This window comes from Janthinobacterium sp. LS2A (assembly GCF_036543145.1).
Lineage (GTDB): Bacteria > Pseudomonadota > Gammaproteobacteria > Burkholderiales > Burkholderiaceae_D > Janthinobacterium > Janthinobacterium aestuarii.
Map to the genome: position 1 here is coordinate 1 of NZ_JAZHPB010000016.1, position 25941 is coordinate 25941.

At 59.4% G+C, this 25941-nt stretch carries 22 protein-coding genes and 1 tRNA gene; 14 read left to right on the forward strand and 9 right to left on the reverse strand.

Annotation, left to right across the window (positions count from 1 at the left end):
* Positions 1-94 precede the first annotated feature (94 nt).
* The 11 genes from V3C40_RS27815 (at position 95) to V3C40_RS27865 (ending at position 12909) form a co-directional block, all read left to right on the forward strand.
* Positions 95-170 (forward strand) — tRNA-Trp (locus V3C40_RS27815).
* A 32-nt stretch (positions 171-202) separates the two neighbouring features.
* Positions 203-586: a preprotein translocase subunit SecE gene (secE, locus tag V3C40_RS27820; protein WP_010394308.1), complete on the forward strand. Its 384-nt coding sequence runs from the start codon at positions 203-205 to the stop codon at positions 584-586.
* Positions 586-1212 carry a transcription termination/antitermination protein NusG gene (gene nusG / locus V3C40_RS27825; protein WP_034753130.1) on the forward strand — a complete coding sequence of 209 codons (627 nt, stop codon included), beginning with the start codon at positions 586-588 and terminating at the stop codon, positions 1210-1212. The genes secE and nusG overlap by 1 nt, the downstream gene beginning before the upstream one ends.
* Positions 1213-1327: 115 nt before the next feature.
* Complete coding sequence (gene rplK, locus V3C40_RS27830; RefSeq protein ID WP_034753131.1) at positions 1328-1762, forward strand: 50S ribosomal protein L11; 435 nt, start codon at positions 1328-1330, stop codon at positions 1760-1762.
* A complete protein-coding gene (rplA, locus tag V3C40_RS27835; RefSeq protein ID WP_034753134.1) occupies positions 1762-2457 on the forward strand; it encodes a 50S ribosomal protein L1 in 696 nt (231 codons plus the stop codon). The genes rplK and rplA overlap by 1 nt, the downstream gene beginning before the upstream one ends.
* A 320-nt stretch (positions 2458-2777) precedes the next feature.
* Positions 2778-3317 (forward strand): 50S ribosomal protein L10, encoded by a 540-nt coding sequence (gene rplJ / locus V3C40_RS27840; protein ID WP_034753621.1) that lies wholly within the window; start codon positions 2778-2780, stop codon positions 3315-3317.
* Positions 3318-3384: 67 nt separating this feature from the next.
* Positions 3385-3756, forward strand: a complete 372-nt coding sequence (gene rplL / locus V3C40_RS27845; RefSeq protein WP_034753136.1) for a 50S ribosomal protein L7/L12 — start codon at positions 3385-3387, stop codon at positions 3754-3756.
* A 244-nt stretch (positions 3757-4000) separates the two neighbouring features.
* Positions 4001-8107: a DNA-directed RNA polymerase subunit beta gene (gene rpoB, locus V3C40_RS27850; RefSeq protein ID WP_034753137.1), complete on the forward strand. Its 4107-nt coding sequence runs from the start codon at positions 4001-4003 to the stop codon at positions 8105-8107.
* Between the two features lie 109 nt (positions 8108-8216).
* Positions 8217-12458, forward strand: coding sequence for a DNA-directed RNA polymerase subunit beta' (rpoC, locus tag V3C40_RS27855; RefSeq protein ID WP_034753138.1), 4242 nt, complete (start codon positions 8217-8219; stop codon positions 12456-12458).
* 47 nt (positions 12459-12505) lie between these two features.
* Entirely contained in the window at positions 12506-12670 is a 165-nt protein-coding gene (locus V3C40_RS27860; RefSeq protein WP_331779115.1) for a hypothetical protein, read from the forward strand.
* 47 nt (positions 12671-12717) lie between these two features.
* Positions 12718-12909, forward strand: coding sequence for a hypothetical protein (locus V3C40_RS27865; protein ID WP_331779116.1), 192 nt, complete (start codon positions 12718-12720; stop codon positions 12907-12909).
* A 267-nt stretch (positions 12910-13176) separates the two neighbouring features.
* Here V3C40_RS27865 and V3C40_RS27870 read toward each other — a convergent pair whose 3' ends face one another.
* Positions 13177-13950, reverse strand: a complete 774-nt coding sequence (locus tag V3C40_RS27870; RefSeq protein ID WP_331779117.1) for a hypothetical protein — start codon at positions 13948-13950, stop codon at positions 13177-13179.
* Positions 13951-14046: 96 nt separating this feature from the next.
* Here V3C40_RS27870 and V3C40_RS27875 point away from each other — a divergent pair, with 96 nt between their 5' ends.
* Together V3C40_RS27875 and V3C40_RS27880 are read left to right on the forward strand one after the other, a co-directional pair.
* The gene (locus tag V3C40_RS27875) at positions 14047-14598 is read left to right on the forward strand and encodes an ArsR family transcriptional regulator (RefSeq protein WP_331779118.1); all 552 of its coding nucleotides are present in this window, start codon (positions 14047-14049) and stop codon (positions 14596-14598) included.
* 76 nt (positions 14599-14674) lie between these two features.
* Positions 14675-15514 carry an HDOD domain-containing protein gene (locus V3C40_RS27880; RefSeq protein ID WP_034753622.1) on the forward strand — a complete coding sequence of 280 codons (840 nt, stop codon included), beginning with the start codon at positions 14675-14677 and terminating at the stop codon, positions 15512-15514.
* Between the two features lie 58 nt (positions 15515-15572).
* Here V3C40_RS27880 and V3C40_RS27885 read toward each other — a convergent pair whose 3' ends face one another.
* The 6 genes from V3C40_RS27885 to V3C40_RS27910 form a co-directional block, all read right to left on the reverse strand.
* Positions 15573-16748 carry a zinc-dependent alcohol dehydrogenase gene (locus V3C40_RS27885; RefSeq protein WP_034753144.1) on the reverse strand — a complete coding sequence of 392 codons (1176 nt, stop codon included), beginning with the start codon at positions 16746-16748 and terminating at the stop codon, positions 15573-15575.
* Positions 16745-17845 (reverse strand): SRPBCC family protein, encoded by a 1101-nt coding sequence (locus tag V3C40_RS27890; protein WP_331779119.1) that lies wholly within the window; start codon positions 17843-17845, stop codon positions 16745-16747. The genes V3C40_RS27885 and V3C40_RS27890 overlap by 4 nt, the downstream gene beginning before the upstream one ends.
* Positions 17846-18001: 156 nt before the next feature.
* Positions 18002-19822 (reverse strand): DUF885 domain-containing protein, encoded by a 1821-nt coding sequence (locus V3C40_RS27895; RefSeq protein ID WP_331779120.1) that lies wholly within the window; start codon positions 19820-19822, stop codon positions 18002-18004.
* Between the two features lie 134 nt (positions 19823-19956).
* Positions 19957-21054, reverse strand: a complete 1098-nt coding sequence (locus tag V3C40_RS27900) for a M48 family metallopeptidase (RefSeq protein ID WP_331779121.1) — start codon at positions 21052-21054, stop codon at positions 19957-19959.
* A complete protein-coding gene (locus V3C40_RS27905) occupies positions 21051-22217 on the reverse strand; it encodes an HPP family protein (RefSeq protein WP_331779122.1) in 1167 nt (388 codons plus the stop codon). Before V3C40_RS27905 ends, V3C40_RS27900 begins: the two co-directional genes overlap by 4 nt.
* 80 nt (positions 22218-22297) lie before the next feature.
* Entirely contained in the window at positions 22298-22588 is a 291-nt protein-coding gene (locus V3C40_RS27910) for a DUF3349 domain-containing protein (RefSeq protein ID WP_331779135.1), read from the reverse strand.
* Positions 22589-22742: 154 nt separating this feature from the next.
* On the opposite strand from V3C40_RS27910, the gene V3C40_RS27915 reads away from it, so the two are divergent.
* Positions 22743-23243: a thioredoxin family protein gene (locus V3C40_RS27915; protein ID WP_331779123.1), complete on the forward strand. Its 501-nt coding sequence runs from the start codon at positions 22743-22745 to the stop codon at positions 23241-23243.
* Positions 23244-23252: 9 nt separating this feature from the next.
* Here the strand turns inward: V3C40_RS27915 and V3C40_RS27920 are convergent, their stop codons facing one another.
* Together V3C40_RS27920 and V3C40_RS27925 are read right to left on the reverse strand one after the other, a co-directional pair.
* A complete protein-coding gene (locus tag V3C40_RS27920; RefSeq protein ID WP_331779124.1) occupies positions 23253-25229 on the reverse strand; it encodes a methyl-accepting chemotaxis protein in 1977 nt (658 codons plus the stop codon).
* A 141-nt stretch (positions 25230-25370) separates the two neighbouring features.
* Positions 25371-25868, reverse strand: coding sequence for an Lrp/AsnC family transcriptional regulator (locus V3C40_RS27925; protein ID WP_034753155.1), 498 nt, complete (start codon positions 25866-25868; stop codon positions 25371-25373).
* Between the last annotated feature and the right edge of the window lie 73 nt (positions 25869-25941).

Here is a 25941-nt window from a genome sequence, read left to right on the forward strand (position 1 = left end):
CGGCGTGGTTGCAAAAATCCTCGCATAAGGAAATGTTATGCTTCCACCCGGGGCGTCCTGGGTGGTAGAATAGCACTCCTCGAAAGTTTTACGTAGGGACGTAGCTCAATTGGCAGAGCGTCGGTCTCCAAAACCGAAGGTTGGGGGTTCGATGCCCTCCGTCCCTGCCACCGTCAAGGTGCAGGGCACCGAAAGTAGAAAAATGTCAAATCAATCCGTGCAAACCGTTAGCACGTCGAGTGACAAGATAAAAGTCGCGCTGGCAATAGTGGCTGCGATTGCAGGAGTAGTCGGGTTTTATTACCTGGCAGGCCAACCAGCTCTGGTGCGTGCAAGCGCGCTTGTGGCTGGTTTGGTTATTGCTGTTGCGCTCTTGTATGTCTCGACGACCGGCCGTGAATTTCTCAATTTCGCCAAAGAAGCTGTGCGCGAAACCAAGAAAGTCGTTTGGCCTACCCGCAAAGAAGCCACGCAGATTACTGCGATCGTGTTCGCCTTTGTGCTGGTCATGGCGATTTTCCTGTGGGGCACGGATAAATTGCTCGAGTTTTTGTTGTATGACGTAATTCTTGGTTGGAAAAAATAATGAGCGAAAATGTGCATGATGAAGCGGCGGACGAGTCCGTTCCGGGCGACGCTCCGGTAGCGGACACTGGTGCAGCGCTGAGCGTGCCAGTCAGCAGCAAGCGCTGGTATGTCGTGCATGCTTATTCCGGCATGGAAAAAAGCGTCATGCGCGCACTGACCGAGCGCATCGAGCGCGCGGGCATGCAAGACCAGTTCGGCCAGATCCTGGTGCCGATCGAAGAAGTTGTCGAAGTCAAGAATGGTGTGAAGTCCGTTACCGAACGTCGTTTCTATCCTGGCTATGTGCTGGTTGAAATGGAAATGACAGACGAGAGCTGGCACTTGGTCAAGAACACCAGCAAGGTTACCGGTTTCATTGGTGGCAAGTCGAACAAGCCGACGCCGATCTCCGCGCGCGAAATCGACGGCATCATGAAGCAGATGCAGGAAGGTGTTGAAAAGCCCCGTCCAAAGACTTTGTACGAAGTGGGCGAGCAAGTCCGCATCAAGGATGGTCCGTTCACCGACTTCAACGGCAATGTCGAAGAAGTCAACTACGAGAAATCCAAAGTGCGCGTTTCGGTCACGATTTTTGGCCGCGCTACCCCGGTGGAACTCGAATTCGGCCAGGTCGAAAAAGTTTAAGTATTATCAAGCGCCACCAGGAGCGTCGCAGCGGTCTCAGCGAAATCCGGTCAGAGGAGCCCCGCCAGGGTAGGATCGGCGGGGCGCTACTACTCAATCCAAGATAGGAGCCATCATGGCAAAGAAAATCATTGGTTTTATCAAGCTGCAAGTGCCAGCTGGTAAAGCAAACCCATCCCCACCAATCGGTCCAGCTCTGGGTCAACGTGGTCTGAACATCATGGAATTCTGCAAGGCCTTCAATGCACAGACCCAAGGTCTGGAGCCAGGCATGCCGATTCCAGTCGTGATCACCGCGTTCGCTGACAAGTCCTTCACATTCGTGATGAAGACGCCTCCAGCAACCTACCTGATCAAAAAAGCTGCTGCGATCACCAAAGGTTCGCCGAAGCCACATACCGACAAAGTCGGTACGCTGACCCGCGCACAAGCTGAAGAAATCGCTAAATTGAAAACCCCTGATCTGACCGCTGCCGACATGGATGCTGCTGTACGCACCATCGCTGGTTCCGCTCGTTCGATTGGTATCACGGTGGAAGGTGTTGTATAATGGCTAAGTTATCCAAACGTATCAAGGCTTTGAAAGCCAAAGTCGACCGTACCAAAGTGTACGCTTTCGACAACGCTGTCGCTCTGATCAAAGAGTGCGCAACGGCCAAGTTCAATGAATCGATCGACGTATCGGTACAACTGGGCGTTGATCCTAAGAAATCCGACCAAGTGGTGCGCGGCTCCGTCGTTCTGCCAGCTGGTACCGGCAAAACCGTACGCGTTGCAGTATTCGCGTCGGGCGAAAAAGCGGAAGCTGCTAAAGCAGCTGGCGCCGACATCGTTGGTATGGAAGACCTGGCTGAGCAGATCAAAGCTGGCGACATGCCTTTCGACATCGTTATCGCTTCGCCAGATACCATGCGTATCGTTGGTACCCTGGGTCAGATCCTGGGCCCACGCGGCATGATGCCTAACCCGAAAGTTGGCACTGTTACTCCTGACGTCGCTACCGCCGTGAAAAACGCGAAAGCCGGTCAAGTTCAGTACCGTACCGACAAATCCGGTATCATCCACGCTACCATCGGCCGTAAATCGTTCGCTGACGCAGATCTGAAGTCGAATCTGGTCGCACTGATCGACGCACTGAACAAAGCCAAGCCAGCATCGAGCAAAGGCGTGTACCTGCGCAAAGTTTCGCTGTCGTCGACCATGGGCGCTGGCGTCCGTGTTGACCAGGCTAGCCTGGCAGCTTAAGTAACAGAATCAAGTCCTGTAGCGCCTTCGGGCGCTGCGGGCGCATCTTTGGGCTGTCTGCCCGGTGTTCGCACCAGGCAGGCAGACAATCAAAGACCGTTGGGCCGACTGCGATCGCACATGCAGAAGGTTAATAGGCTTGCCGGCAACGGCAAGTGCCCAACGCAGATGGTGTACCCGAACAAGTTTTGTAGTCCTCATGCTGCGTGAATTCATCCGCTCAGTTTAGTACTTCTTGACTTCGGACGCCGTGTTCGAACCGATGCAAGGCGCTCAACCACTCGGTTGTGATTGCCGAACATCATTTAAGGAGGTTGACCGTGAGTCTCAATCTGAATGACAAAAAGGCCGTCGTCGCCGAAGTTTCCGCACAAGTAGCAAATGCGCAAACGATCGTCGTGGCCGAATATCGTGGCATCCAGGTTGGTCACTTGACGCAACTGCGTGCTAAAGCGCGTGCCCAAGGCGTGTACCTGCGTGTGTTGAAAAACACTCTGGCTCGTCGCTCCGTTGAAGGTACCGCATTCGCCAGCCTGGCAGATGCCATGACCGGCCCGTTGATCTACTCGATCTCGGCCGATGCCGTTGCAGCAGCTAAAGTCATCGCTGACTTCGCTAAAACCAACGACAAACTGGTCATCAAAGCAGGTAACTACGCAGGCAAGCCGCTGGATACAGCTGCTGTCACCGCGTTGGCGAGCATTCCTAGCCGTGAAGTCCTCATTTCGCAGTTGTTGGGCGTTATGCTGGCTCCGGTTTCGGGCTTTGCACGTGGTCTGGCTGCCCTGGCAGCGAAAAAAGGCGAAGGCGCCGAAGCTCCTGCAGAAGCAGCAGCAGAAGAAGCCCCAGCAGCCGCTTAATTGCGCGCGCTTTTTTCTCTCAGTACCAATCTGATGTAACTAACGTAATAAATTTAGGAGTTTCAAAATGGCAATTAGCAAAGACGATATCCTGGAAGCAGTTAGCGCCATGTCCGTAATGGACCTGAACGACCTGGTTAAAGCATTCGAAGAAAAATTCGGCGTGTCCGCAGCAGCTATGGCTTCGGCCGGTCCTGCAGCAGGCCCAGCAGCAGCTGCTGAAGAACAAACCGAATTCAACGTCATCCTTGACACCTTCGGCGCAAACAAAGTTGGCGTTATTAAAGCAGTTCGCGAAATCACCGGCCTGGGCTTGAAAGAAGCTAAAGACCTGGTCGATGGCGCACCAAAAACTGTGAAAGAAGCAGTGTCGAAAGCTGACGCTGAAGCAGCACAGAAGAAACTGGTAGAAGCCGGCGCAACCGCTTCGATCAAGTAATATCTGTACCGGCGGCAGTTAGCGCCCGAGTCAAAGTCTGAGGTTTCCCCTCGCAAGGGGGGAAATCCGACTTTGGCTCCTTTGTCGTCTGCATCGTATTTGTCATGTAGTTGTAGCAGCAGTTTTTATTCGATTCAAGCCGGAAAGCAGAGCCTTGAGGTTTCGTCTGTGTCACACGCAGCGGTGCAAACGAACACTTGCAAAACCTGAATTTTCTATCCTTTCTGTCACTCACGGAGTGTCCATGCACTACTCATTTACTGAGAAGAAACGCATTCGCAAATCATTCGCGAAGCGCGCCAACGTTCACCACGTTCCGTTCCTGCTGGCGACCCAGCTCGAGTCTTATCATAGCTTCTTGCAAGAGGACATAGCACCGTCCGGCCGCAAGAATGATGGCCTGCAGTCGGCTTTCACTTCGATTTTCCCTATCGTGTCGCACAATGGTTTTGCGCGTCTCGAATTCTTGTCGTACGTTCTCGGCGATCCTGCCTTTGACGTCAAAGAATGTCAACAACGTGGCTTGACGTTCGCGTCGCCGCTGCGCGCGAAAGTGCGTCTGGTGATCCTGGACAAGGAATCGCCAACCAAGCCCGTCGTCAAAGAGATGAAGGAACAGGAAGTCTACATGGGCGAATTGCCGCTCATGACGACCACTGGTTCGTTCGTGATCAATGGCACGGAGCGGGTTATCGTTTCCCAGCTGCACCGTTCGCCTGGCGTGTTCTTCGAGCATGACCGCGGCAAGACCCACTCGTCCGGCAAACTGCTGTTCTCCGCGCGTATCATTCCTTACCGCGGTTCGTGGCTGGACTTCGAGTTCGACCCGAAAGACATCCTGTTCTTCCGCGTCGACCGCCGCCGCAAGATGCCAGTAACGATCCTGCTCAAAGCCATCGGCATGTCGCATGAGCAAATCCTGGCCAATTTCTTTGTCTTCGACAATTTCAACCTGCGCTCCGAAGGCGCGGAAATGGAATTCGTCGCCGAACGTCTGCGCGGCGAAGTGGCGCGTTTCGACATCGTCGACAAGTCGGGCAAGACCCTGGTGCTGAAAGACAAGCGTATCAACGCGAAACACGTGCGTGATATCGAAGCTGCCGGCATCAAGCACATTTCCGTACCGGAAGACTACCTGCTGGGCCGCGTATTGGCGAAGAACATCGTCGATGGCGACACCGGTGAAGTCGTCGCTTCCGCGAACGATGAGCTGACCGAAGATCTGTTGGGCCGCCTGCGCGATGCCAACATTTCCGAAATCCAGACCTTGTACACGAACGACCTGGATCAGGGCGCCTACATCTCGCAAACCCTGCGTATCGACGACACCGCCGACCAGATGGCCGCGAAAGTGGCGATCTACCGCATGATGCGTCCAGGCGAGCCGCCAACGGAAGACTCCGTTGAAGCGCTGTTCAATGGCCTGTTCTACAACTCGGACCGCTACGACCTGTCGGCCGTGGGCCGCATGAAGTTCAACCGCCGCATTGGCCGCGATGAACTGACCGGCGCCATGACCCTGTCGAACGAAGACGTGCTGGCCGTGATCAAGATCCTCGTGGAACTGCGCAATGGCCGCGGCGAAGTCGACGATATCGATCACCTGGGTAACCGTCGCGTACGTTGCGTGGGCGAACTGGCCGAGAATCAATTCCGCGCCGGCCTGGTGCGTGTTGAGCGCGCCGTCAAGGAACGCCTCGGCCAAGCCGAAGCGGACAACCTGATGCCGCACGACCTGATCAACTCGAAGCCGATTTCGGCTGCGATTCGCGAGTTCTTCGGTTCGTCCCAGCTGTCGCAGTTCATGGACCAAACCAATCCTCTGTCGGAAATTACCCACAAGCGCCGCGTATCGGCTCTGGGACCCGGCGGTCTGACACGCGAACGCGCCGGCTTTGAAGTGCGCGACGTGCATCCGACCCACTACGGCCGCGTCTGCCCGATCGAGACACCGGAAGGTCCGAACATTGGTCTGATCAACTCGCTGGCGTTGTATGCCCGCCTGAATGAATACGGCTTCCTGGAAACCCCGTACCGCAAGGTCGAAGGTTCCAAGATTACCGATCAGATCGACTACCTGTCCGCCATCGAAGAAGGCCGCTACATCATCGCTCAGGCGAATGCGACCATCAACGACGCCGGCATGCTGTCCGATGAACTGGTCTCGGCCCGTGAAGCTGGCGAAACCATCCTGGTCTCCCCGGAGCGCATCCAGTACATGGACGTTGCCCCAGGCCAGATCGTTTCCGTCGCTGCCTCGCTGATTCCGTTCCTCGAACACGATGATGCGAACCGTGCATTGATGGGCGCCAACATGCAACGCCAGGCTGTGCCTTGCTTGCGTCCGGAAAAAGCGCTGGTCGGTACCGGTATCGAACGCACCGTTGCGGTCGACTCGGGCACCACCGTGCAAGCGCTGCGTGGCGGTATCGTCGATTACATCGATGCGGGCCGTGTCGTGATTCGCGTCAACGATGACGAAGCGACCGCTGGTGAAGTGGGCGTCGACATCTACAACCTGATCAAGTACACCCGTTCGAACCAGAACACCAACATCAACCAGCGTCCTATCGTGCAAGTGGGCGACCGTGTTGCCAAGCGCGACGTGATCGCCGATGGCGCATCGACCGACCTGGGTGAATTGGCACTGGGCCAGAACATGACCGTGGCCTTCATGCCATGGAATGGTCTGAACTTCGAAGATTCGATCCTGATCTCGGAAAACGTCGTCAAGGACGACCGCTACACCTCGATTCACATCGAAGAGTTGTCGGTTGTTGCCCGTGACACGAAACTGGGCGCGGAAGAAATTACGCGCGACATCTCGAACCTGGCTGAAAATCAGCTGGCACGTCTGGATGAGTCCGGTATCGTCTACATCGGCGCTGAAGTCCAGGCCGGCGACACCCTGGTTGGTAAAGTGACGCCGAAGGGCGAAACCCAGCTGACCCCGGAAGAGAAGCTGCTGCGCGCGATTTTCGGCGAAAAAGCTTCGGACGTGAAAGATACGTCGCTGCGCGTGCCTTCGGGCATGATCGGTACCGTGATCGACGTGCAAGTCTTCACCCGTGAAGGCATTGTGCGCGACAAACGCGCCCAGCAAATTATCGATGACGAACTGAAACGCTTCCGTCTGGATCTGAACGACCAGATGCGTATCGTTGAAGGCGATGCCTTCCAGCGTCTGGAAAAAATGCTGATCGGCAAAGTTGTCAACGGCGGCCCTAAAAAGCTGGCCAAAGGCGCCAAGATCACCAAGGACTACCTGGCCGATCTGGACAAATACCACTGGTTCGACATCCGCCCTGCGGACGACGATGCAGCGGTAGCGCTGGAAGCGATCAAGGAATCGATCAACGAGAAGCGTCACCAGTTCGATCTGGCCTTCGAAGAGAAGCGCAAGAAACTGACGCAAGGCGATGAGCTGCAACCAGGCGTGCAAAAAATGGTCAAGGTGTACCTGGCCGTGAAACGCCGCCTGCAGTCGGGCGACAAGATGGCAGGTCGCCACGGTAACAAGGGTGTGGTTTCCCGTATTGTTCCTGTGGAAGACATGCCATACATGGCCGACGGCACGCCAGCCGACGTTGTGCTGAATCCGCTGGGCGTTCCTTCGCGGATGAACGTTGGTCAGATTCTCGAGACGCACTTGGGCTGGGCTGCCAAGGGTCTGGGTATCCGCATCGGCGAAATGCTGAAGGCGCAAACCAAGGTCGAGCAAGTGCGCAAGTACCTGACGACGATCTACAACGACAACGGCCGCGCGGAAGATCTGAACGACTTCGACGACGAAGAGATCATGAAGCTGGCGGAAAACCTGAAAAAAGGTGTTCCATTCGCCACGCCAGTGTTCGACGGCGCCAATGAAGAAGAGATCCGCCGCATGCTGGACCTGGCGTATCCGGACGACATCGCCAAGAACCTGGGCATGACCGCTTCGAAAAACCAGGTGACCATGTATGACGGTCGCACCGGTGAAGCGTTCGAGCGCAAGGTCACTGTCGGCGTCATGCACATGCTGAAACTGCATCACTTGGTCGATGACAAGATGCATGCGCGTTCGACCGGTCCTTACTCGCTGGTGACGCAACAGCCACTGGGCGGTAAAGCCCAGTTCGGTGGTCAGCGTTTCGGTGAGATGGAAGTCTGGGCACTGGAAGCGTATGGCGCGTCGTATGTCTTGCAAGAGATGTTGACCGTCAAGTCCGATGACGTGAATGGCCGTACCAAAGTGTACGAGAACCTCGTCAAGGGCGACCACGTGATCGACGCCGGCATGCCGGAATCGTTCAACGTGCTGGTCAAGGAAATCCGTTCGCTGGGTATCGATATCGACCTCGAACGCAACTAAACGACAGCACCCTGTCATTTGGTTTGGGAAACACAAAGCCCGGCTGGGAAACCACGCCGGGCAATGTAGTCTCAGGAATATAGAAATTTAATCACCTCTGGAGTGATACATGAAAGCACTGCTCGATCTATTCAAGCAAGTACAGACCAACGAGACCTTCGATGCAATCAAGATCGGTCTCGCTTCGCCTGAGAAAATCCGTTCGTGGTCCTACGGCGAAGTCAAGAAGCCGGAAACCATCAACTACCGTACCTTCAAGCCTGAGCGCGACGGCCTGTTCTGCGCCAAGATCTTTGGCCCGATCAAGGATTACGAATGCCTGTGCGGCAAGTACAAGCGCCTGAAACACCGCGGCGTGATCTGCGAAAAGTGCGGCGTCGAAGTCACCCTGGCCAAAGTGCGCCGCGAGCGCATGGGCCACATCGAGCTGGCCTCGCCGACCGCGCACATCTGGTTCCTGAAATCGCTGCCGTCGCGTCTGGGCATGGTCCTGGACATGACCCTGCGGGACATCGAACGCGTGCTGTACTTTGAAGCATACGTCGTGACCGATCCAGGCATGACCCCGCTGAAAAAGTGCCAGATCATGTCGGAAGACGACTACGCCGCCAAGTACGAAGAGTACGGCGACGACTTCACCGCCTTCATGGGCGCCGAAGGTATCCGTGAACTGCTGCGCTCGATCGACATCCACCGCGATGCCGAAACCCTGCGCGTGGAACTGAAGGAATCGAAATCCGAAGCCAAGATCAAGAAATACGCGAAGCGCCTGAAAGTGCTGGAAGCGTTCCAACGTTCGGGCATCAAGCCTGACTGGATGATCATGGAAGTGCTGCCAGTGCTGCCGCCGGAACTGCGTCCGCTGGTACCGCTGGATGGTGGCCGTTTCGCGACCTCGGATCTGAACGATCTGTATCGCCGCGTCATCAACCGTAACAACCGTCTGAAACGCCTGATGGAGCTGCGTGCTCCAGAGATCATCACGCGCAACGAAAAGCGCATGCTGCAAGAAGCGGTCGATTCGCTGCTGGACAACGGCCGTCGCGGCAAAGCGATGACCGGCGCCAACAAGCGTCCGCTGAAGTCCTTGGCCGAGATGATCAAGGGCAAGGGCGGCCGTTTCCGTCAAAACTTGCTGGGCAAACGCGTCGATTACTCCGGTCGTTCGGTCATCGTCGTGGGCCCGCAATTGAAACTGCATCAGTGCGGCTTGCCGAAACTGATGGCGCTGGAACTGTTCAAGCCATTCATTTTCAATAAACTGGAACTGATGGGTCTGGCTACCACGATCAAGGCCGCTAAAAAGCTGGTCGAGATTCAAGAGCCGGTCGTGTGGGACATCCTGGAAGACGTGATCCGTGAACATCCGATCATGTTGAACCGCGCACCGACGCTGCACCGTCTTGGTATCCAGGCGTTCGAGCCAGTCCTGATTGAAGGCAAGGCCATCCAGCTGCACCCGCTCGTCTGCGCCGCATTCAACGCCGACTTTGACGGTGACCAAATGGCGGTCCACGTTCCTCTGTCGATCGAAGCGCAGATGGAAGCACGCACCCTGATGCTGGCATCGAACAACATCCTGTTCCCGTCGAACGGCGAACCATCGATCGTTCCTTCCCAGGATATCGTGCTGGGTCTGTACTACGCGACCCGCGAAGCGATCAATGCGAAGAACGAAGGGATGATGTTCCCTGACGTGTCGGAAGTGATCCGCGCCTACGACAACAAGGAAGTCGAACTGACGACCCGCGTCACCGTGCGTATTACCGAATACCCGAAAAACGCCGAAACGGGCGAATTCGAGAAAACGGTAACGCGTTACGAAACGACGATCGGCCGTGCGATCCTGTCGGAAATTCTGCCGAAAGGCCTGCCGTTCTCCGTCCTGAACCGCGCGCTGAAAAAGAAAGAAATTTCCAAGCTGATCAACACGTCGTTCCGCAAGTGCGGCCTGCGCGCCACCGTGGTGTTCGCAGACAAACTGATGCAATCGGGTTTCCGCCTGGCGACACGCGCCGGTATCTCGATCTGCGTCGACGACATGCTGGTACCGCCGCAAAAAGTCACCCTGATCGCGACGGCCGAATCGGAAGTCAAGCAGATCGAACAGCAATACGCCTCGGGTCTCGTGACCGCCGGCGAGCGTTATAACAAGGTAGTCGATATCTGGGGCAAAACCTCGGATGAAGTCGGCAAGGCCATGATGGACCAGCTCAAAGTCGAAGACGTGATCCGCCGCGACGGCACCAAGTCGACGCAAGAATCGTTCAACGCCATTTACATGATGGCCGACTCCGGCGCGCGCGGTTCCGCAGCCCAGATTCGCCAGTTGGCCGGTATGCGTGGTCTGATGGCCAAACCGGATGGCTCGATTATCGAAACGCCGATTACCGCGAACTTCCGCGAAGGTCTGAACGTTTTGCAGTACTTCATTTCGACCCACGGCGCTCGTAAAGGTCTGGCCGATACGGCGCTGAAAACGGCTAACTCCGGTTACCTGACGCGTCGTCTGGTTGACGTGACGCAAGACTTGGTGGTGATCGAAGATGATTGCGGCACCATGAACGGCGCCGTCATGAAGGCACTGGTCGAAGGTGGTGAAGTCATCGAACCGTTGCGTGACCGTATCCTCGGCCGCGTGGTGGTGCATGACGTCGTCAATCCTGAAACCCAGGAAACGCTGTACGAAGCCGGCACCTTGATGGACGAAGACATGGTCGAAGAGATCGAGCGTCTGTCCATCGATGAAGTCAAGGTTCGCACGCCACTGACTTGCGACACGCGCTTCGGCCTGTGCGCCAAGTGCTATGGCCGCGACCTGGGCCGCGGCATGCTGGTCAACGCCGGCGAAGCCGTCGGTGTGGTGGCAGCGCAGTCGATTGGTGAGCCGGGTACCCAGCTGACCATGCGTACGTTCCACATTGGTGGTGCGGCATCGCGTGCGGCAGTGGCATCGTCGGTGGAAGCCAAGTCGAACGGTACCATCCGCTTCACGGCAACCATGCGTTACGTGACGAACGGCAAGGGCGCGCAAATCGTCATTTCCCGTTCCGGTGAAGTGCTGATTACCGACGACCATGGCCGTGAGCGTGAGCGTCATAAAGTACCGTACGGTGCGACCCTGATCGTCAAGGACGGCATGGTCATCAAGGCCGGTACGGCCCTGGCAACGTGGGATCCGCTGACCCGTCCGATCATTACCGAATACGCCGGTCAAGTGCGTTTCGAGAACGTCGAAGAAGGCGTCACCGTGGCCCGTCAGGTCGACGAAGTGACCGGTCTGTCCACCCTGGTGGCGATCGATGCGAAACGTCGCGGTTCGTTGACGAAAACGTTGCGTCCGCAAGTCAAGCTGATCAACGACGCGAACGAAGAAGTCAAGATCGCCGGCACCGAACACTCGGTGGCGATCGGCTTCCAGGTCGGCGCGCTGATCATGGTCAAGGACGGTCAACAGGTATCGGTTGGTGAAGTGCTGGCACGTATTCCTACCGAATCGCAAAAAACGCGCGATATTACCGGTGGTCTGCCACGCGTTGCGGAACTGTTCGAAGCGCGCTCGCCGAAAGATGCCGGTATGCTGGCGGAAGTCACGGGTACGGTTGCGTTCGGTAAAGAAACCAAGGGCAAGCAGCGTCTGGAAATCACGGACATGGACGGCAACAAGCATGAGTTCTTGATCACCAAGGACAAACAAGTGCTGGTGCATGACGGCCAAGTCGTGAACAAGGGCGAGATGATCGTGGACGGCCCGGCCGATCCTCAAGACATCCTGCGCCTGCTGGGTATCGAAGCGCTGGCACGTTACATCGTTGACGAAGTGCAAGACGTGTACCGTCTGCAAGGCGTGAAGATCAATGACAAGCACATCGAAGTGATCGTGCGTCAGATGCTGCGCCGTGTTCAGATCGTCAATGCCGGCGACACCAACTACATCGTTGGCGAGCAGGTAGAGCGTTCGGAACTGCTGGACGAGAACGATCGCATGGCCGTTGAGAACAAGATTCCAGCGACCTACGAAAACGTCTTGCTGGGTATTACCAAGGCATCGCTGTCGACCGATTCGTTCATCTCGGCCGCATCGTTCCAGGAAACCACCCGCGTGCTGACCGAAGCGGCGATCATGGGCAAGCGCGATGGTCTGCGCGGCCTGAAAGAGAACGTCATCGTCGGCCGTCTGATTCCTGGCGGTACGGGCCTGGCCTTCCACCGCGCACGCAAAGAGAAAGAAGCGTGGGAAGTGGAAGAGCGTCAAGCGCTGCTGCTGGCCGAGAAAGCCTCGATGGCTGGCGAAGCTGCAGAAGCATTGCAGGATATCGAGACCCAGCAACACCACGGCGACGAAGCGTAATCTGCGCTGCTAGCTGACAAAACGGCACCTTCGGGTGCCGTTTTTTTATGTCCGTTACTGCGGCCTTCCACCGTGCACGCAAAGAGAAAGAGACGTGGGAAGTGGTTGAGCGTCAAGCCCCGCTGCTGGCCGATAAAGCCACCCTGGCCGGTGAAACCACCGACGATCTGCTGGCCATCGAAACCCGGCAACACCACGGCGACGAAGCGTAATCTGCGCTGCTAGCTGACAAAACGGCACCTTCGGGTGCCGTTTTTTTATGTCCGTTACTGCGGCCTTCCATCGTGCACGCAAAGAGAAAGAGACGTGGGAAGTGGTTGAGAGTCAAGCCCCGCTGCTGGCCGATAAAGCCACCCTGGCCGGTGAAACCACCGACGATCTTTTGGCTATCGAAACCGGCAACACACGACGAAGCGTCATCTTTATCGAGCAGCGTACAATTTATAGTTAATTGCAATCGCATGGATGTCGTCCGCTTTATTTTCCTGGAAATTTTAATCATTTAATTGATAGAAATTCCAGGTAATAGAAAGATTTATTGCGTATGTCATTCAACGGTCATTCGCTAATTATTTAACTTATTAAATATATGAATCTGCGCTGTTCGCTGATAAGCACGGCACCACGGAGAAATTCCTGGTGCCGTTTTTTTATGTCCATGACTGCGGCCTTCCAGCACACACGCAAACAGGAAGCCGCGCCCAGGAACGCCATGGCGTCAGCAAGTCTGCAGTATTGATCGGCACTCGTTTTTGCTGGCATCGTAAAACACATAGACGGCGGCCTCGTCATGAAAATAGCCGTCCACCGGGAGTTGTCCCAAAAATACTAGCGGACCGTGCGCCTCGATGGGCCAGTTGGGCGCTTGCAGCCAACGGGGCGGCTTCTTCGCATAGCGAAATAACGCGAGCAATTGCGCCCGCAGCCACTGCGTCCGTTCACTTTTTTTCGCATGCGGCGGTGCCTTGTCCAGCAGTGCCGCCACATAGGCCAGATCCACATCCAGCCACTTCGGCTGCGCCGCCAGCAAAAGCGCGTGCAACTGGCCAGGCTTTTCCGAGACGAATAGCGGAATGCCGGCGGCGTGCAAAAACTCGGCCAGGGCGCCCTGCGCGTTCAGCACGTCCGCCGGATTGTGCAGGTCGAGCGATATCAGATAGTGATACAGCGTGTGCCCCGCGTGCGCATACCTGGGCGCCGGCTGCGCTGACAACAGGCGCTCTGTTTCTGCGTCTTCATATAAAAGGTGTTCAAAGGCCGCCGTATCAAGCTGTCCTCCGACAAACCCGACCAGGCTGCTGGTGGCTGATGACATACAAGTGTTCCCCTGAAAATACGGTGCGTCGGTGACTGCAAGTGTGAGAGGGCACGCCGTTTTCCGATCGTTCGGGAGTGCGCAACCATGGCGATTATGCACGATGCCGTCATGCCGGCACACTCTGTTGTAGCGTAGCAAAAGCGCACTTGCCACGCCAATTTCCAGTGCGCTCATGCTAATATCTGGCGCATGATTGCCCAAGCCCTGTTTACTCCCGCCCAGCAGAAACTGCTGGGACTGCTCTTTGTCCGCGTGAATGAAGGCTTTCACTTGAACGAGATCATGCGCTTGACGGGGCTGGGCAGCGCGTCGGCGCAGCGGGAACTACGCCGGCTGCATGAGTCCGGCCTGATTACTTCCGAACGGATCGGCAATGTGCGGCGCTTCTGGCCCAACAAGGAAAGCCTCGTGTATCCGGAGTTGAGCGGACTGGTGCAGAAAACCTTCGGCATCGTCGGTGTACTCAGCATGACTCTGGCGCCCTTGCGTGCCCAGCTGCACCTGGCATTCGTGTCGGGCGCCACGGCGAAGGGGCAGGACATGCCTGGCAGCGCCATCGATTTGCTGCTGGTGGGTGAAGAAGCCAATTATGGCGATCTGTTGACGGGATTGGCGCCGGCCGAGCGAACCTTACGGCGTAAAATCAATCCCAACCTATATACGCTGGCCGATTATCGCCGGCGGCTACGTGAAGGCCAGCCATTTCTGCTGCAGGTATTACAACAGCCGAAGTTGTTTGTCATCGGCGATGAATCGCTATTGCATGCGCTGGCATTACCGGATTCTTCATTACAAGCGAATGACATGCCATCTGTATTCTAAAGGCCGGGCCTGGCATTCAATTTCTGATGCATGAAATTGTTGGCCAGAATAATATCTGAGGCGGATTGATCGTATGATGAATAAACTACAGGCTTTCGGTTTAATTGTTTCCCAAGCGGTGCGCGGCGAATTAACGTTTCCCACGAGCGTTAATTCTGCACTGCAACTGCAATTGGCTTTGGCTGAACCGGACTGCCATATCGACCATGCGATCAAGCTGGTATTGGCCGAACCCTTGCTGGCGGCGCGCACGGTTGCGCTGGCCAACTCGGCCGTCTACAGCCGCGGCGATGCGGCGCCCGTGACCAGCGTACGCGCCGCCGTCATGCGCATGGGCTACCGCAATCTGTACGCGCTGGTGGCGGCCATGGTGGTGCGCCAGTTCGGCAGCAAGATCATCGACCCCGTCCTGCGCCAGAAGGCGGCCCAGCTGTGGGAGCACACGGCCCACGTGGCGGCGCTGGCGCACGTGCTTGCCCGCCGCGTGACGCACGTCGATGCCGACACGGCGCTGTTCGCCGGCATCGTGCATGAGGTGGGCGGTTTTTACCTGTTGTCGCGTGCCGACGAATTTCCCGGCCTGCTCGACGACGATGCGGATCACTGGATGGAGTCCGCAGAAGAAATCATTTCCCGCGAAGTCATGAAGAAGCTTTTGATCCCGCTGGCCGTGAGCGAAGCCATCGAGGGCTTGCGCGATGGCTTGCTGTCGATTCCGCCCGACTCCCTGCTCGACACCTTGTTGTTGGCCAAGCAACTGTCGCCCGTGCAGTCGCCGTTGCAGGTGACGTATGTGGAAATGCTCACGCCCTCCGATTCCGTCATCGATTTCATTATCGATAACGAGACTTTGCAAAGCATCCTCGCCGAATCGGCCGAGGAAGTGCGTTCGATGAGTGCCGCGCTGCTCGTCTGAGCTCGTCCGAGATCAGCGCATTGTTCGCCTGGCCCTGCCGCGCTGTCTGCCAGCGCAGTCAGGGGCCCGGATGCAGCACGACCTTGATGCATTGCTCCTGTTTCTTCTGGAAGATTTCGTAGCCGTGCGGCGCTTCGTCCAGGGTCAAGTGGTGGGAAATGATGGCGCCGGGATCGAGCTCGCCTCGTTGTATCCGTTCCAGCAGTGGCTGCATGTAGCGCTGCACGTGTGTTTGGCCCGTCTTGATGGTCAATGAACGGTTCATGATGGAGCCAAACGGAATCTTGTCGCTGAAGCCGCCATATACCCCTGGCACCGAGACGACGCCGCCGTTGCGGCACGCCATCAAGGCTTCGCGCAGGGCCGTGGGACGATCCGATTCCAATTTCATCGTCTGCTTGAGGCGGTCGTAGATATAGCTGACGCCGGAGCCGTGCGCTTCCATGCCGACGGCGTCGATGCAGGCATCGGGGCCTCGTCCTCCCGTCATTTCCCGCAGGGCATCGGGCACGTCCACGGCATCGAAATGCAGGGTTTCCGCACCGGACAGTTCGCGCGCCATGCGCAGGCGTTCCGGGTAATGGTCGATGGCGATGACGCGCTCGGCGCCGAGCAGGAAAGCGCTCTGGATGGCGAACTGCCCCACGGGGCCGCAACCCCAGACGGCCACCACCTGGCCTGGCGTGATGGCGCAGGCTTCGGCTGCCATGTAGCCGGTCGGCAGTATGTCCGAGAGAAACAGCACCTGTTCATCCTTGAGCTCGTCCGGTACCTTGATGGGGCCGACGTCGGCAAACGGCACGCGCACATATTCGGCCTGGCCGCCCGCATAGCCGCCCGTCAGGTGGGAATAGCCAAAGATGCCCGCGCCCGAGTGGCCCCACATCTTTTCCGCCATATAGGCGTTCGGATTGGAATTCTCGCACACCGAGTACAGCTGTTGCTCGCAAAAGAAGCAGCGTCCGCAGGCAATGGGAAACGGCACCACCACCCGATCTCCCACCTTGAGCTTGCGCACAGCGGAGCCCACCTCCACCACCTCGCCCATGAACTCATGGCCGAGGATATCGCCTTGTTCCATTGTGGGCACGACGCCATTGTAGAGGTGCAGGTCGGAACCGCAGATGGCCGTGGAACTGACTTTGATGATGGCGTCGCCGGGATTGAGGATGGCGGGATCGGGCACCTGTTCGATCCGTACGTCGCGCTTGCCGTGCCAGCAGTTGGCTTTCATGACACACCTCCGTTTGCTTGCGGTCGGGGGGAAGATACCGTGCCGCCAGCCTTGTGCAGCAAGCGCGTCTTGAAGCTGCGCTTGCCTGACGGCTGGCCCTCGATGGTGCTGACTTCGCCCGTTTCCATCCACTGCTTGAAGCGGCGCAAGGTGGTCTCGATCTTGTAGGCAGGCGCCTGGCTGAACAGGCCGGCCACGGCCGCGCCCACCTTGCCGACCGGCGCCTGCATCTGCAGTTGCATGGTGACCACGGTGCCGCGCCCGCCCGGTGCGGGCGACAGTTCCAGCGCGCCCGTTTCCGCATGATTTTCCGCCGCGCGCCAGCGCATGCCCTGGCCCGGACGCTCGTCTGTCAGTTCGCCTATCCACTCGCCTTCGACGCTGTGCCAGCGCGAGCGGCGCGCATCGATTATCTGCACCGATTGCAAGCCTGGCATGAAGCGGGGCAGGTTTTCCAGGTCGCGCCAGGCGCGGTAGCATTCGTCGGCGGAACGGTTGACGATCACGCTCCTTTGCAGCGCCAGCCCCTCTTCGCCGGGCGCGGGCAGTTCGCTCAGCTTGCGCGGCGCCAGTTGTGCGCTGGCGATATAGTCGATGGCCGTCACGCCTGCCACCACGGCTGCCGTCGCCGCCAGGCGCGTGCGCGCATTGCGCCGGCTGGCCATGGCCACGCCCAGCAGCGACAGATCCATGGCGTCGCCGACGATGCGCGACCAGCGCCATGCCGGCCTGCTTTCTCCGCGCAGCAAGGCGACGCCGCAAGCCATTTCGCGCAGGCCGATGGCGCGTATCCAGACAGGCGAGACGCCGCGCAAGCCGCTGGCCCGCGCCAGCCCGCGCGGTGCCACCAGCTGGACCAGGCCCAGTCCGATGCTGAGCCAGCCAAGTGCCGTGATCAGGCCATGGTTGCCATGCGTGGTATCGTCAGGAATGTGCCGCTGCAGCCGTCCATCGGCCTGGCCGCGCGCGCTCGTGTAGTGAAGAATGGCGTCGTGCCCATTCCCGGACGAGCCGGATGTTTCCGCTGGCATTTCTGACTGCTGCCGCCACGTTGGCGGACGCGCCGTAGTGCCATCGCTGATGTCTTCGTTTTGCATGCTGCCTCCCTTCTGTGTATGGGAATTAGGCAGCATCGAGCTGTACACGTTCCGGCAGGCGCGCGCGAGATGCGCCGGATCTGCGCCAGATCAAATATCGGTGCGAAAAAAAACGGCAGCCCCGGTTGGCGCTGCCGCTGTTGCGGGAGGGCTAGCTTACTTCTGCTGCGCGATCCACCGGTCGACCTTGGCTTCCAGCAGTTTCAGGGGCAGGGTACCGTCGCTCAGCACCACTTCATGGAACTTCGGCAGGCTGAATTTGTCGCCCAGCGCCTGCTGCGCGCGCTGGCGCAGTTCGACGATCTTCAGCGAACCGATCTTGTAGCCCAGCGCCTGGCCCGGCCAGGCCATGTAGCGTTCCGTCTCGCTTTTCGCCACGGCGTCATAGCCGAGGGTATCGCGCATGTACTTGATGGTCTGCTCGCGCGTCCAGCCCTTGGTGTGCAAGCCCGTGTCGACCACCAGGCGCACGGCGCGCAGCATTTCGTCGTTCAAATGGCCGAAATACTGGGCCGGATCCTCGAACAGCCCCATTTCCTTGCCCAGGGTTTCCGCATACAGGGCCCAGCCTTCCGTGAAGGCATTGTTGCCGCCGAAGCGGCGGAAGTTCGGCAAGTCCATCTCTTGCACCAGCGCCAGGTGGAAATGGTGGCCCGGCTTGCCTTCGTGCAGGAACAGGGTGGTCATGCCCGTGTCGCCATACAGTTTCGGATCCGTGACGACGGACCAGAACACGCCGGGGCGCGAACCGTCGGCGGCCGGCGCCGTGTAGTGATCGGCGGCCGTGTCGCGGCTCAGTTCAGGTTCCAGACGCAAGTCCAGTGGCGCCTTTGGCACCAGGGTGAACAGGGCGGGCAATTTGCTGTCGAGCAGCACGTTTAGTTTCCGGTAGACGTCGAGCACTTCCTGCTCCGTCTTGAACGGGCGGTATTTCGCCTGTTCCGACACCCACACGGGCAAGCCGGCGGCCGGGCCGTTGTAGCCCATCTTCGGGCCCACGATCGCGTATTGTTCCTGGATGCGCGCCACTTCCTTCAAGCCGATGGCGTGGATCTGCTCCGGTTTCAGATCCGTGGTGGTGCTGCTGGCCACGCGCGCCTGGTACCAGGCGGCGCCATCGGGCAGGGCGCTCCAGCCGCTGCTCGTGCGGCCGGCCGGCAGGTAATCGCGCTCCATGAAGGTGGACAGGCGCTGCAGCGCCGGCATCAGCTTGGCTTCGATGATGACGGTATAGGTTTGCGTCAGGCGCGCCTTGTCCGCGTCGGAAAAGCTGGCCGGCAAGTTCTTGATCGGCGTGTAATAGACGCTGTCCTGCGGCGTGGCGCTGACGAGCTTTTTGAATTGCGGCAGGGCCGATTCCGTCAGCGCCTTCGGCAGCACGATGCCCTTTTGCATGCCGACTTTCATGTTGGCGATGGCCTGGTCTATCCAGCCCGGCAACTGGCCGATACGGCTCAGGTAAGCGTCATACTCCTTGACCGTGGTCAAAGGCTGCGATGCCTCGCCGCCCGCATAATTGGCGAGGGTGACGGGCATGCTGTCCATCTGGTTCAGCGGCAGCAGGTATTCCGGGAAGCGCTCGAAGCTCAGCGCCGTCGCCAGTTCATAGTCGAGGATGTCGTAGTTGATCTGGTCCTGGTGCGACAGCTGCGCGCGGGCAATGCTGCGCAGCGTCTTCTGGTACTGGCGGTACAGGGCGAACTGTTTTGCGCGCGCGGCGGGCACGATGGCTGAACCGAGCTGGTCGTCAAAACGGTTGTCGCCGCTCTCGGTGGCATTGATCGGCTCGAAACGGGCCAGCGCGTCGTAGTATGTGTCGGCCAGCACTTGCAGCTGTTGCTTTGCTTTTGGCGCGCTGACGGCGGGCGCGACGGCTGTTTTGGCTGCGGGCTGGGCCGCTTGCGTCACGGGTGCGTAGGCGAGCAACAGGGAGATGGCCAGGGTGCCGAGGGTGCCGGCGGCAAAACGATGCTTCATGCGCGATGTCCTTTGTAAGGAGGGAATGAACGGAGGCGTTGTGGGTCGGGGTGGCCGGTCGCGATGGAGCAGCCGGGGCGTAAGCATACGCCATTGCCCAGTACGTTTGGATAAATTGTACGAGAGGAATGTTGCTATTTTGCCGTAGGCGGCAGGGCCGCTTTCATCGCTTGCCAGTGGCTGCTGCTCAAGGGAAGGCAAGCAGGGCAGGGCGTGGCGGCGATCAGGCTGCGGATCTGCTGCGCGCGCGCCGCCGTTTGCGGGTGCGAGGAAATCCAGTCGGGTACCTTGGCCTTGTCCTTGTCATCGAGCTTCTGGAAAAAGCTGAGCATGCCGTCGGGACGGATGTGCGCGCGCTGCAAGGCGAGCAAACCGAGACGGTCCGCCTCTTCTTCCATGTCGCGGCTGAAATACAGGGTGCCGGCCTGGTGCGCCAGCATGGCGGCCACGGCGCTGATGTCGCCGATGGTCACGCCCACGAGGGCGCCCCAGCCCAGGCTGCTGATCATTTGCCGCAGCGAATGGCGCTGCTCCACATGCTGCACTTCATGCGCGAGTACGCCGGCCAGTTCGCCCGGGTCGGCGGCCTGGCGCAGCAAGCCCGTATGCACGACGATGATGCCGCCCGGCATGGCAAACGCGTTGACCGTGTCGTCCTGCTTGACCAGCCAGCGGTACTGGTAGCGTGAACCGGTCGTCAGCTTGCGGCCGATCTCCTGCACCGTCTGCTGCGCCACGCCGCTTTCGCTGATGCCGCCCTGCGCGCGCACTTGCGACAGGGCCAGTTCGCCCAGCTGCTTTTCCGTCGACAAGGGGATCCATCCCGCCAGCGCGCCGACGGCATGGCCGCCTTGCCACCACAGCAGGGCCGCCGCGACGACGGCCGCGCCCGTCAAGCCGGCCAGCCAGCCCGACACTTGCCGCCGGTTGCGCTGGCGCTCGCCCCACAAACGCTGCAGTTGCGGCTGCAGCGTGGCCGGCGCTTCTTTTAGCACGATGGCGATGTCGCTAGCCGTCAGCGGTTTCAGCGAGGCTTGCCGTCCTTGTTCGTCGAGCCAGTTCAGGAACAGTTCCGGCCCATCGACGCCGCCCACGCTGACGACCAGCTGCGCCACGTCGACACCATGGCCGAGCGCGTCGATGGCCAGCTGGGCACCAAAAAAATGCGCGCTGACGGGCGTGCCCGCCGGGCCGCCCTCGGGACCCGTCAGCAGTGCCTGGAACGGCGTCATGCGGCGGCCTCGGCAAAGCGGCTTTCGTACAGGGCCGCCATCAGGTCGGACTGGCTGATGATGCCGGCCAGGCGTTCTTCATCGTCGAGGATGGGAATATGGTGATAGCCGGCGTCGGCCATCAGGGGAACCAGATCGATGATGGGCGTGCCCAGGCGGGCCGTGTGCGGCGACGGCGTCATCAATTGCCCCACCACTTCCGGCTTGTCGCTATGGGACATGCCGCTGCGTTGCAGCAAGCCGCGCAGACGCTGGCGCACGCCCTGGTAATCGTCGAGGCCGCCATGGCGCAGGAAATCCGTCTGCGTGATGATGCCGATGACGCGGCGCGCCCGGTTCAGCACGGGCAGGGCGCCCACCTGGTGCTCGCGCATGGTGCGCCAGGCAACATCGAGCGGCGTGCCGAACTCCACGCTGAGCACGTCTTTCGACATGATGTCGGCGCAGGTGACGACGCCGAAGCGGCGCTGGTAGGCGCGCATTTCCGTTTGCAGGAAGATCGCTTGTAAATCGTCGCGGCTGATATCGAGCACTTCGCTGTGCTGGCGCAAGACGGCATCGAGGTCATCCGGAGAAAAGCCCAGGCGGTTGCTGGGCACGTTATCCTTGGTATCGTGCGGATGCGGCGCCACCAGTTGCTGGATGTGCGGGTAGCGGCGTCCCGTCAGGTTGTTGTACAGCACGGCGCAAGCGACCAGCACGGCGGAATTGAACAGCACGGTGATGAAGACGAATTCAAAGCCGGCCGCATGTACGCTGGCGCCGCCAACCACCGTGGTGAGCGCCACGGCGCCGCCCGGCGGATGCAGACAGCGCAGGGCAAACATGGCGCCGATGGCCAGACAGGCGGCCAGCGCCGCCACGCCCACGCTGGGCCCCAGCCATTTGACGCAAGCCATGCCCATCAGGCCGGACACCACATTGCCACCCACCACGGACCACGGTTGCGCCAGCGGGCTGGCCGGCAGGCAGAACAGCAGTACCGCCGAGGCGCCCATGGGCGCGATCAGGTAGACGCTGGCGCTGTCGGGGGCCAGCAGGAAATGGCAGATCAGGCCTGTCAGCAGCAAGCCGCAGATGGCGCCCGCACACGCGCGCAATTGTTCGCGGCGGCTGCCGTTGTTCGGTTGCGGCAGCCAGCGTGCCAGGAAAGAAGTCGTCATGGAGGAAGGCGCGTTCGGGCCGCGTTGCTCAGTGTGAGCCCGATATTATCCCATGCGTTCCATTTCGCTGCCTGCAGGCATCAATCTTCGGCACAGACCGCTTGCAAGCCGTGTTGCTCCAAAAAGTTCCTGGAGGCCGCGATGGCGGAAGGTGCCGGCTTGCTGCTGGCGCAGGCATAGATGTCATTGAGGACCACCGCCGCATCCTTGCCCATTACAGCGGCCATCAGCTCGGCCAGGTTGCGGTCGGAAAAGTGTTCATACAGCAGGGCCAATACGGCGAAATACGCCGAGTCGGGAATGCCAGCGGGATAGGCGCTGCGTAGCATGCGAACGGCGCCGGACAAGGTTGGGGGCAGGGTATCTGGCATGCTCAAGCGGCTACTCCTTGGTGTTGCTTATACCTTTTCCGCATAAGCACAGTGCAATTAAATGGTGGATATTTCCCATAAGCAGGCATATTCTAGACAATCACGCCAGCTGGCAGCTGTTCAGCTGGCCTCACGATTTTTTTCAGGAGCCCGCATGCGCTTTTCTCTTTTCCTTGCCAGCCTGCTGCTTGCCGGTACCGCCCTTGCCGCCGCGCCGACACCGGCTAACCCCGTCGCCACGCCGCACTTGCCGTACAACGCGGCGGCCGACGCCAAGGCAGACGTGGCCCGTGCGCTGGCCGAAGCGAAGGCGGCGCACGTGCCCGTCTTGCTGATCTTTGGCGCCAACTGGTGCGAGGATTGCCGCGCGCTCGACAAGGCATTGAAGGAAGGCAAGAACGCGGAATTGATGCAGCAGCAGTTCAAGGTCGTCAAGGTCGACGTGGGTAACTTCGACCATAACCTGGACGTGGCGCAAGCCTATGGCAATCCGCTCAAGAAAGGCATCCCGGCTGCCGTGCTCGTCTCGAGCGACAATAACCAGGTGCTGTACGCCACCAAGGGCGGCGAACTGGCCAATGCCCGCCGCATGAGCGAGAGCGGCATCTACGATTTCTTCAAGCAAGCGGCCAGCGTGAAAGCGCCGGCGATTTAAGCGTCTTCTTTAAAACTCTTCCCACGCATCGCTGGCCGGCGCTGCCGGGCGCGATGGCGTGGGCAGCGCCGGCTTGTGCGCCGGCTGCCGGGGCTGTGGCTGCGCCGCATGCCCGGTTTCTTCCAGCTTGAACACGCTGACTACTTGCGCCAGCCGGCCGGCCTGGTCCTGCAACGATTGGGCTGCCGCCGCCGCTTCTTCCACGAGGGCCGCGTTTTGCTGGGTGGCGTCATCCATCTGCGTGACGGTGGCATTGACTTGCGCGATACCCTGGCTTTGTTCCTGGCTGGCCGAGGCGATTTCTCCCATCAGGTCGGCCACCCTTTGCACGGAGACGACGATGTCCTGCATGGTGGCGCCGGCCGAGTCGACCAGCTTGCTGCCCGCTTCGACCTTGCTGCCCGAGTCGACGATCAAGTCCTTGATTTCTTTCGCTGCCGCTGCCGAGCGTTGCGCTAGGTTGCGCACCTCGGTCGCCACCACAGCAAAGCCGCGGCCCTGTTCGCCCGCACGGGCTGCCTCGACGGCCGCGTTCAGGGCGAGGATATTGGTTTGAAAGGCAATGCCGTCGATCACACCGATAATATCGGCGATCTTGCGTGAACTTTCCGTAATCGCGCCCATCGTCTGCACCACTTGTCCCACCACTTCACCGCCCTTGACGGCGTGGTTTGAGGCCGACACGACCAGCTGATTGGCCTGGCGCGCATTGTCCGCGTTCTGTTTCACGGTCGACGTGAGTTCTTCCATGGCGGCCGCCGTCTCTTCCAGGCTCGACGCCTGGGCTTCCGTGCGCGCCGACAGGTCCAGGTTGCCCGACGCGATCTGGCTCGATGCGCTGGCAATGGAGCCCGTACTGTCGCGAACTTCGCGTATCGTCACGTTCAGCGATGCGACGAAGCGGTTGAAGGCGGCGGCCAGCGCGCCGACCTCGTCTTCCGATTCGACGGGCATGCGGCGGCTCAGGTCGCCATTGCCGCTGGCGATTTCGCTGAGCATGTCGGCCGCCCGCGCGACGGGGGCCGCGATGGCGCGGCTGATGACATAAATGATGCACAGGGCGATGCCGCCACCGACGAGGCCGGCGATCAGGGCGGCAAGCAGGGCCGAACGCGTGACATTGCCCAGCACTTCCGTTTCCGGCACTTCCGCCATCACGTATAAATTCAATTCCGGCACGAAAGAGGCGGCGACGAACTGGCGTCCCGCAGGCGCGTCGTAGATGGCGTATGCGTATTTGTTGCCCGTCAACAGGCTCTTGCTCAGGGTATCGCTAAAGCCGGGCAGATCCTTGAGCTGATGCTTGCCGTCGGCCAGGGCCGTGTCGCGGTGCACCAGCAGCACGCCATTGGCGCGCGCCAGGTAGACATGGCCCGTCTGGCCGATCTTGTAGCTGCGGATGGTGTCAGCCAGCGCATTGATGGACAGGCCCAGGCCGGCCGCGATCTGCTTGCCGCCCGCCGTCTGGCCGCGCGCATTCAGGTACAGCATCAGGTCGCTGGAGTTTTCCGCCTTGTCGATGTCGAGCGTGTAGGCCTTGTCGCCGGCCAGCAAGCCATAAAACCACTGGTCGGCCGCCTGGTTCTTGTCCAGGGTGCGCAGCAAGCCTTCCGTGGTGAAATACTTGCCCGTGCTGGCCGAGGCCCAGTTGATCGAAGCGGCCTTGTTCTTTTCCTTGACGACCTTGGCGTAGCGCTGGAAGGTGGCGATGCCGCTGTCGGGCAAGCCCGCGTCTTCCCAGTCTTGCAGGTAGACATCGTTGGCCATGGTCTGCACCACGGACAGGGGCTGGCTGATCTGGCGCAGCACGTCGTTGCGGATCTCGCCCACTTGCGCCGGCAACTCCTGGCTGACGACGCGCTCGCGCACGTAATCGCTGCTCATGCGCACGCTGAGGAAAGACGAGATCGCCATGAAGAGCAGCAGGCACAAGCCCATGCTGAACAGGAGTTTTTTCTGGATGGAGAGGCGGCGGAGCAGAGACATGGAAGACCTTGGAGGATGGCCTGCAGAATGAGCAGAAAAGCGGGCAGGCGAGCAGACAGTATACCGGCCGCACTGCGCCTTCCATCGCACCATTGCTGCTTTTCATTCATTTATGTTGCATTGCAGCAACGTGCGATCATCTCAGGCAGGCAAGCCGTGGGCGATCAATTCCAGCGGCAATTCCGTGCTGCACTTGATCTGCTCCATGGAAAAGGCGGACGACACGCCCGTCAGCTGCACGGCCTTGATGAGCTTTTTGTAGAAGGTGTCATAGCCCTTGATGTCGGTCGTGACGACTTTCAGCAGGTAATCGATGTCGCCGCTCATGCGGTGAAATTCCTGTACCTCGGGCAAGACGATGACGGCGGCGGCGAAGCGGCGCAGCCATTTTTCATCGTGCTGTCCCGTGCGCACGCTGACGAAGACGGTCACGGGCAAACCCACTTTTTGCCGGTTCACGATGGCCACGCGGCTCTCGATATAGCCGTCTTCCTCCAGGCGCTTGACCCGCTTCCAGCACGGCGTGCTGGACAAACCGATCTTTTCGCTGAGGGCGGCGATCGACAGGGTGCCATCCTGCTGCAAGGCGGCCAGGATGGCGCAGTCGAATTTGTCGAGCGAGGCGTTTGGTGAATTCATTTTACTATTCCAGTTTTTATGGCATGAACATGCTGCATGGTACATCGTTTGCAGCATTGTTTGGCATATCTTC

Bases quoted from the DNA above. Each gene is read 5' to 3' on its own strand.
- V3C40_RS27860 (WP_331779115.1), top strand. From the start codon at position 12,506: ATGTCCGTTACTGCGGCCTTCCACCGTGCACGCAAAGAGAAAGAGACG.
- V3C40_RS27900 (WP_331779121.1), bottom strand. From the start codon at position 21,054: ATGACGCCGTTCCAGGCACTGCTGACGGGTCCCGAGGGCGGCCCGGCG.
- V3C40_RS27880 (WP_034753622.1), top strand. From the start codon at position 14,675: ATGAATAAACTACAGGCTTTCGGTTTAATTGTTTCCCAAGCGGTGCGC.
- nusG (WP_034753130.1), top strand. From the start codon at position 586: ATGAGCGAAAATGTGCATGATGAAGCGGCGGACGAGTCCGTTCCGGGC.
- V3C40_RS27870 (WP_331779117.1), bottom strand. From the start codon at position 13,950: ATGAGCGCACTGGAAATTGGCGTGGCAAGTGCGCTTTTGCTACGCTAC.
- V3C40_RS27895 (WP_331779120.1), bottom strand. From the start codon at position 19,822: ATGAAGCATCGTTTTGCCGCCGGCACCCTCGGCACCCTGGCCATCTCC.
- rpoB (WP_034753137.1), top strand. From the start codon at position 4,001: ATGCACTACTCATTTACTGAGAAGAAACGCATTCGCAAATCATTCGCG.
- V3C40_RS27885 (WP_034753144.1), bottom strand. From the start codon at position 16,748: ATGAAAGCCAACTGCTGGCACGGCAAGCGCGACGTACGGATCGAACAG.
- V3C40_RS27915 (WP_331779123.1), top strand. From the start codon at position 22,743: ATGCGCTTTTCTCTTTTCCTTGCCAGCCTGCTGCTTGCCGGTACCGCC.
- V3C40_RS27920 (WP_331779124.1), bottom strand. From the start codon at position 25,229: ATGTCTCTGCTCCGCCGCCTCTCCATCCAGAAAAAACTCCTGTTCAGC.
- secE (WP_010394308.1), top strand. From the start codon at position 203: ATGTCAAATCAATCCGTGCAAACCGTTAGCACGTCGAGTGACAAGATA.
- rplK (WP_034753131.1), top strand. From the start codon at position 1,328: ATGGCAAAGAAAATCATTGGTTTTATCAAGCTGCAAGTGCCAGCTGGT.
- rplA (WP_034753134.1), top strand. From the start codon at position 1,762: ATGGCTAAGTTATCCAAACGTATCAAGGCTTTGAAAGCCAAAGTCGAC.
- V3C40_RS27865 (WP_331779116.1), top strand. From the start codon at position 12,718: ATGTCCGTTACTGCGGCCTTCCATCGTGCACGCAAAGAGAAAGAGACG.
- rplL (WP_034753136.1), top strand. From the start codon at position 3,385: ATGGCAATTAGCAAAGACGATATCCTGGAAGCAGTTAGCGCCATGTCC.
- V3C40_RS27890 (WP_331779119.1), bottom strand. From the start codon at position 17,845: ATGCAAAACGAAGACATCAGCGATGGCACTACGGCGCGTCCGCCAACG.
- V3C40_RS27905 (WP_331779122.1), bottom strand. From the start codon at position 22,217: ATGACGACTTCTTTCCTGGCACGCTGGCTGCCGCAACCGAACAACGGC.
- V3C40_RS27925 (WP_034753155.1), bottom strand. From the start codon at position 25,868: ATGAATTCACCAAACGCCTCGCTCGACAAATTCGACTGCGCCATCCTG.
- rpoC (WP_034753138.1), top strand. From the start codon at position 8,217: ATGAAAGCACTGCTCGATCTATTCAAGCAAGTACAGACCAACGAGACC.
- V3C40_RS27910 (WP_331779135.1), bottom strand. From the start codon at position 22,588: ATGCCAGATACCCTGCCCCCAACCTTGTCCGGCGCCGTTCGCATGCTA.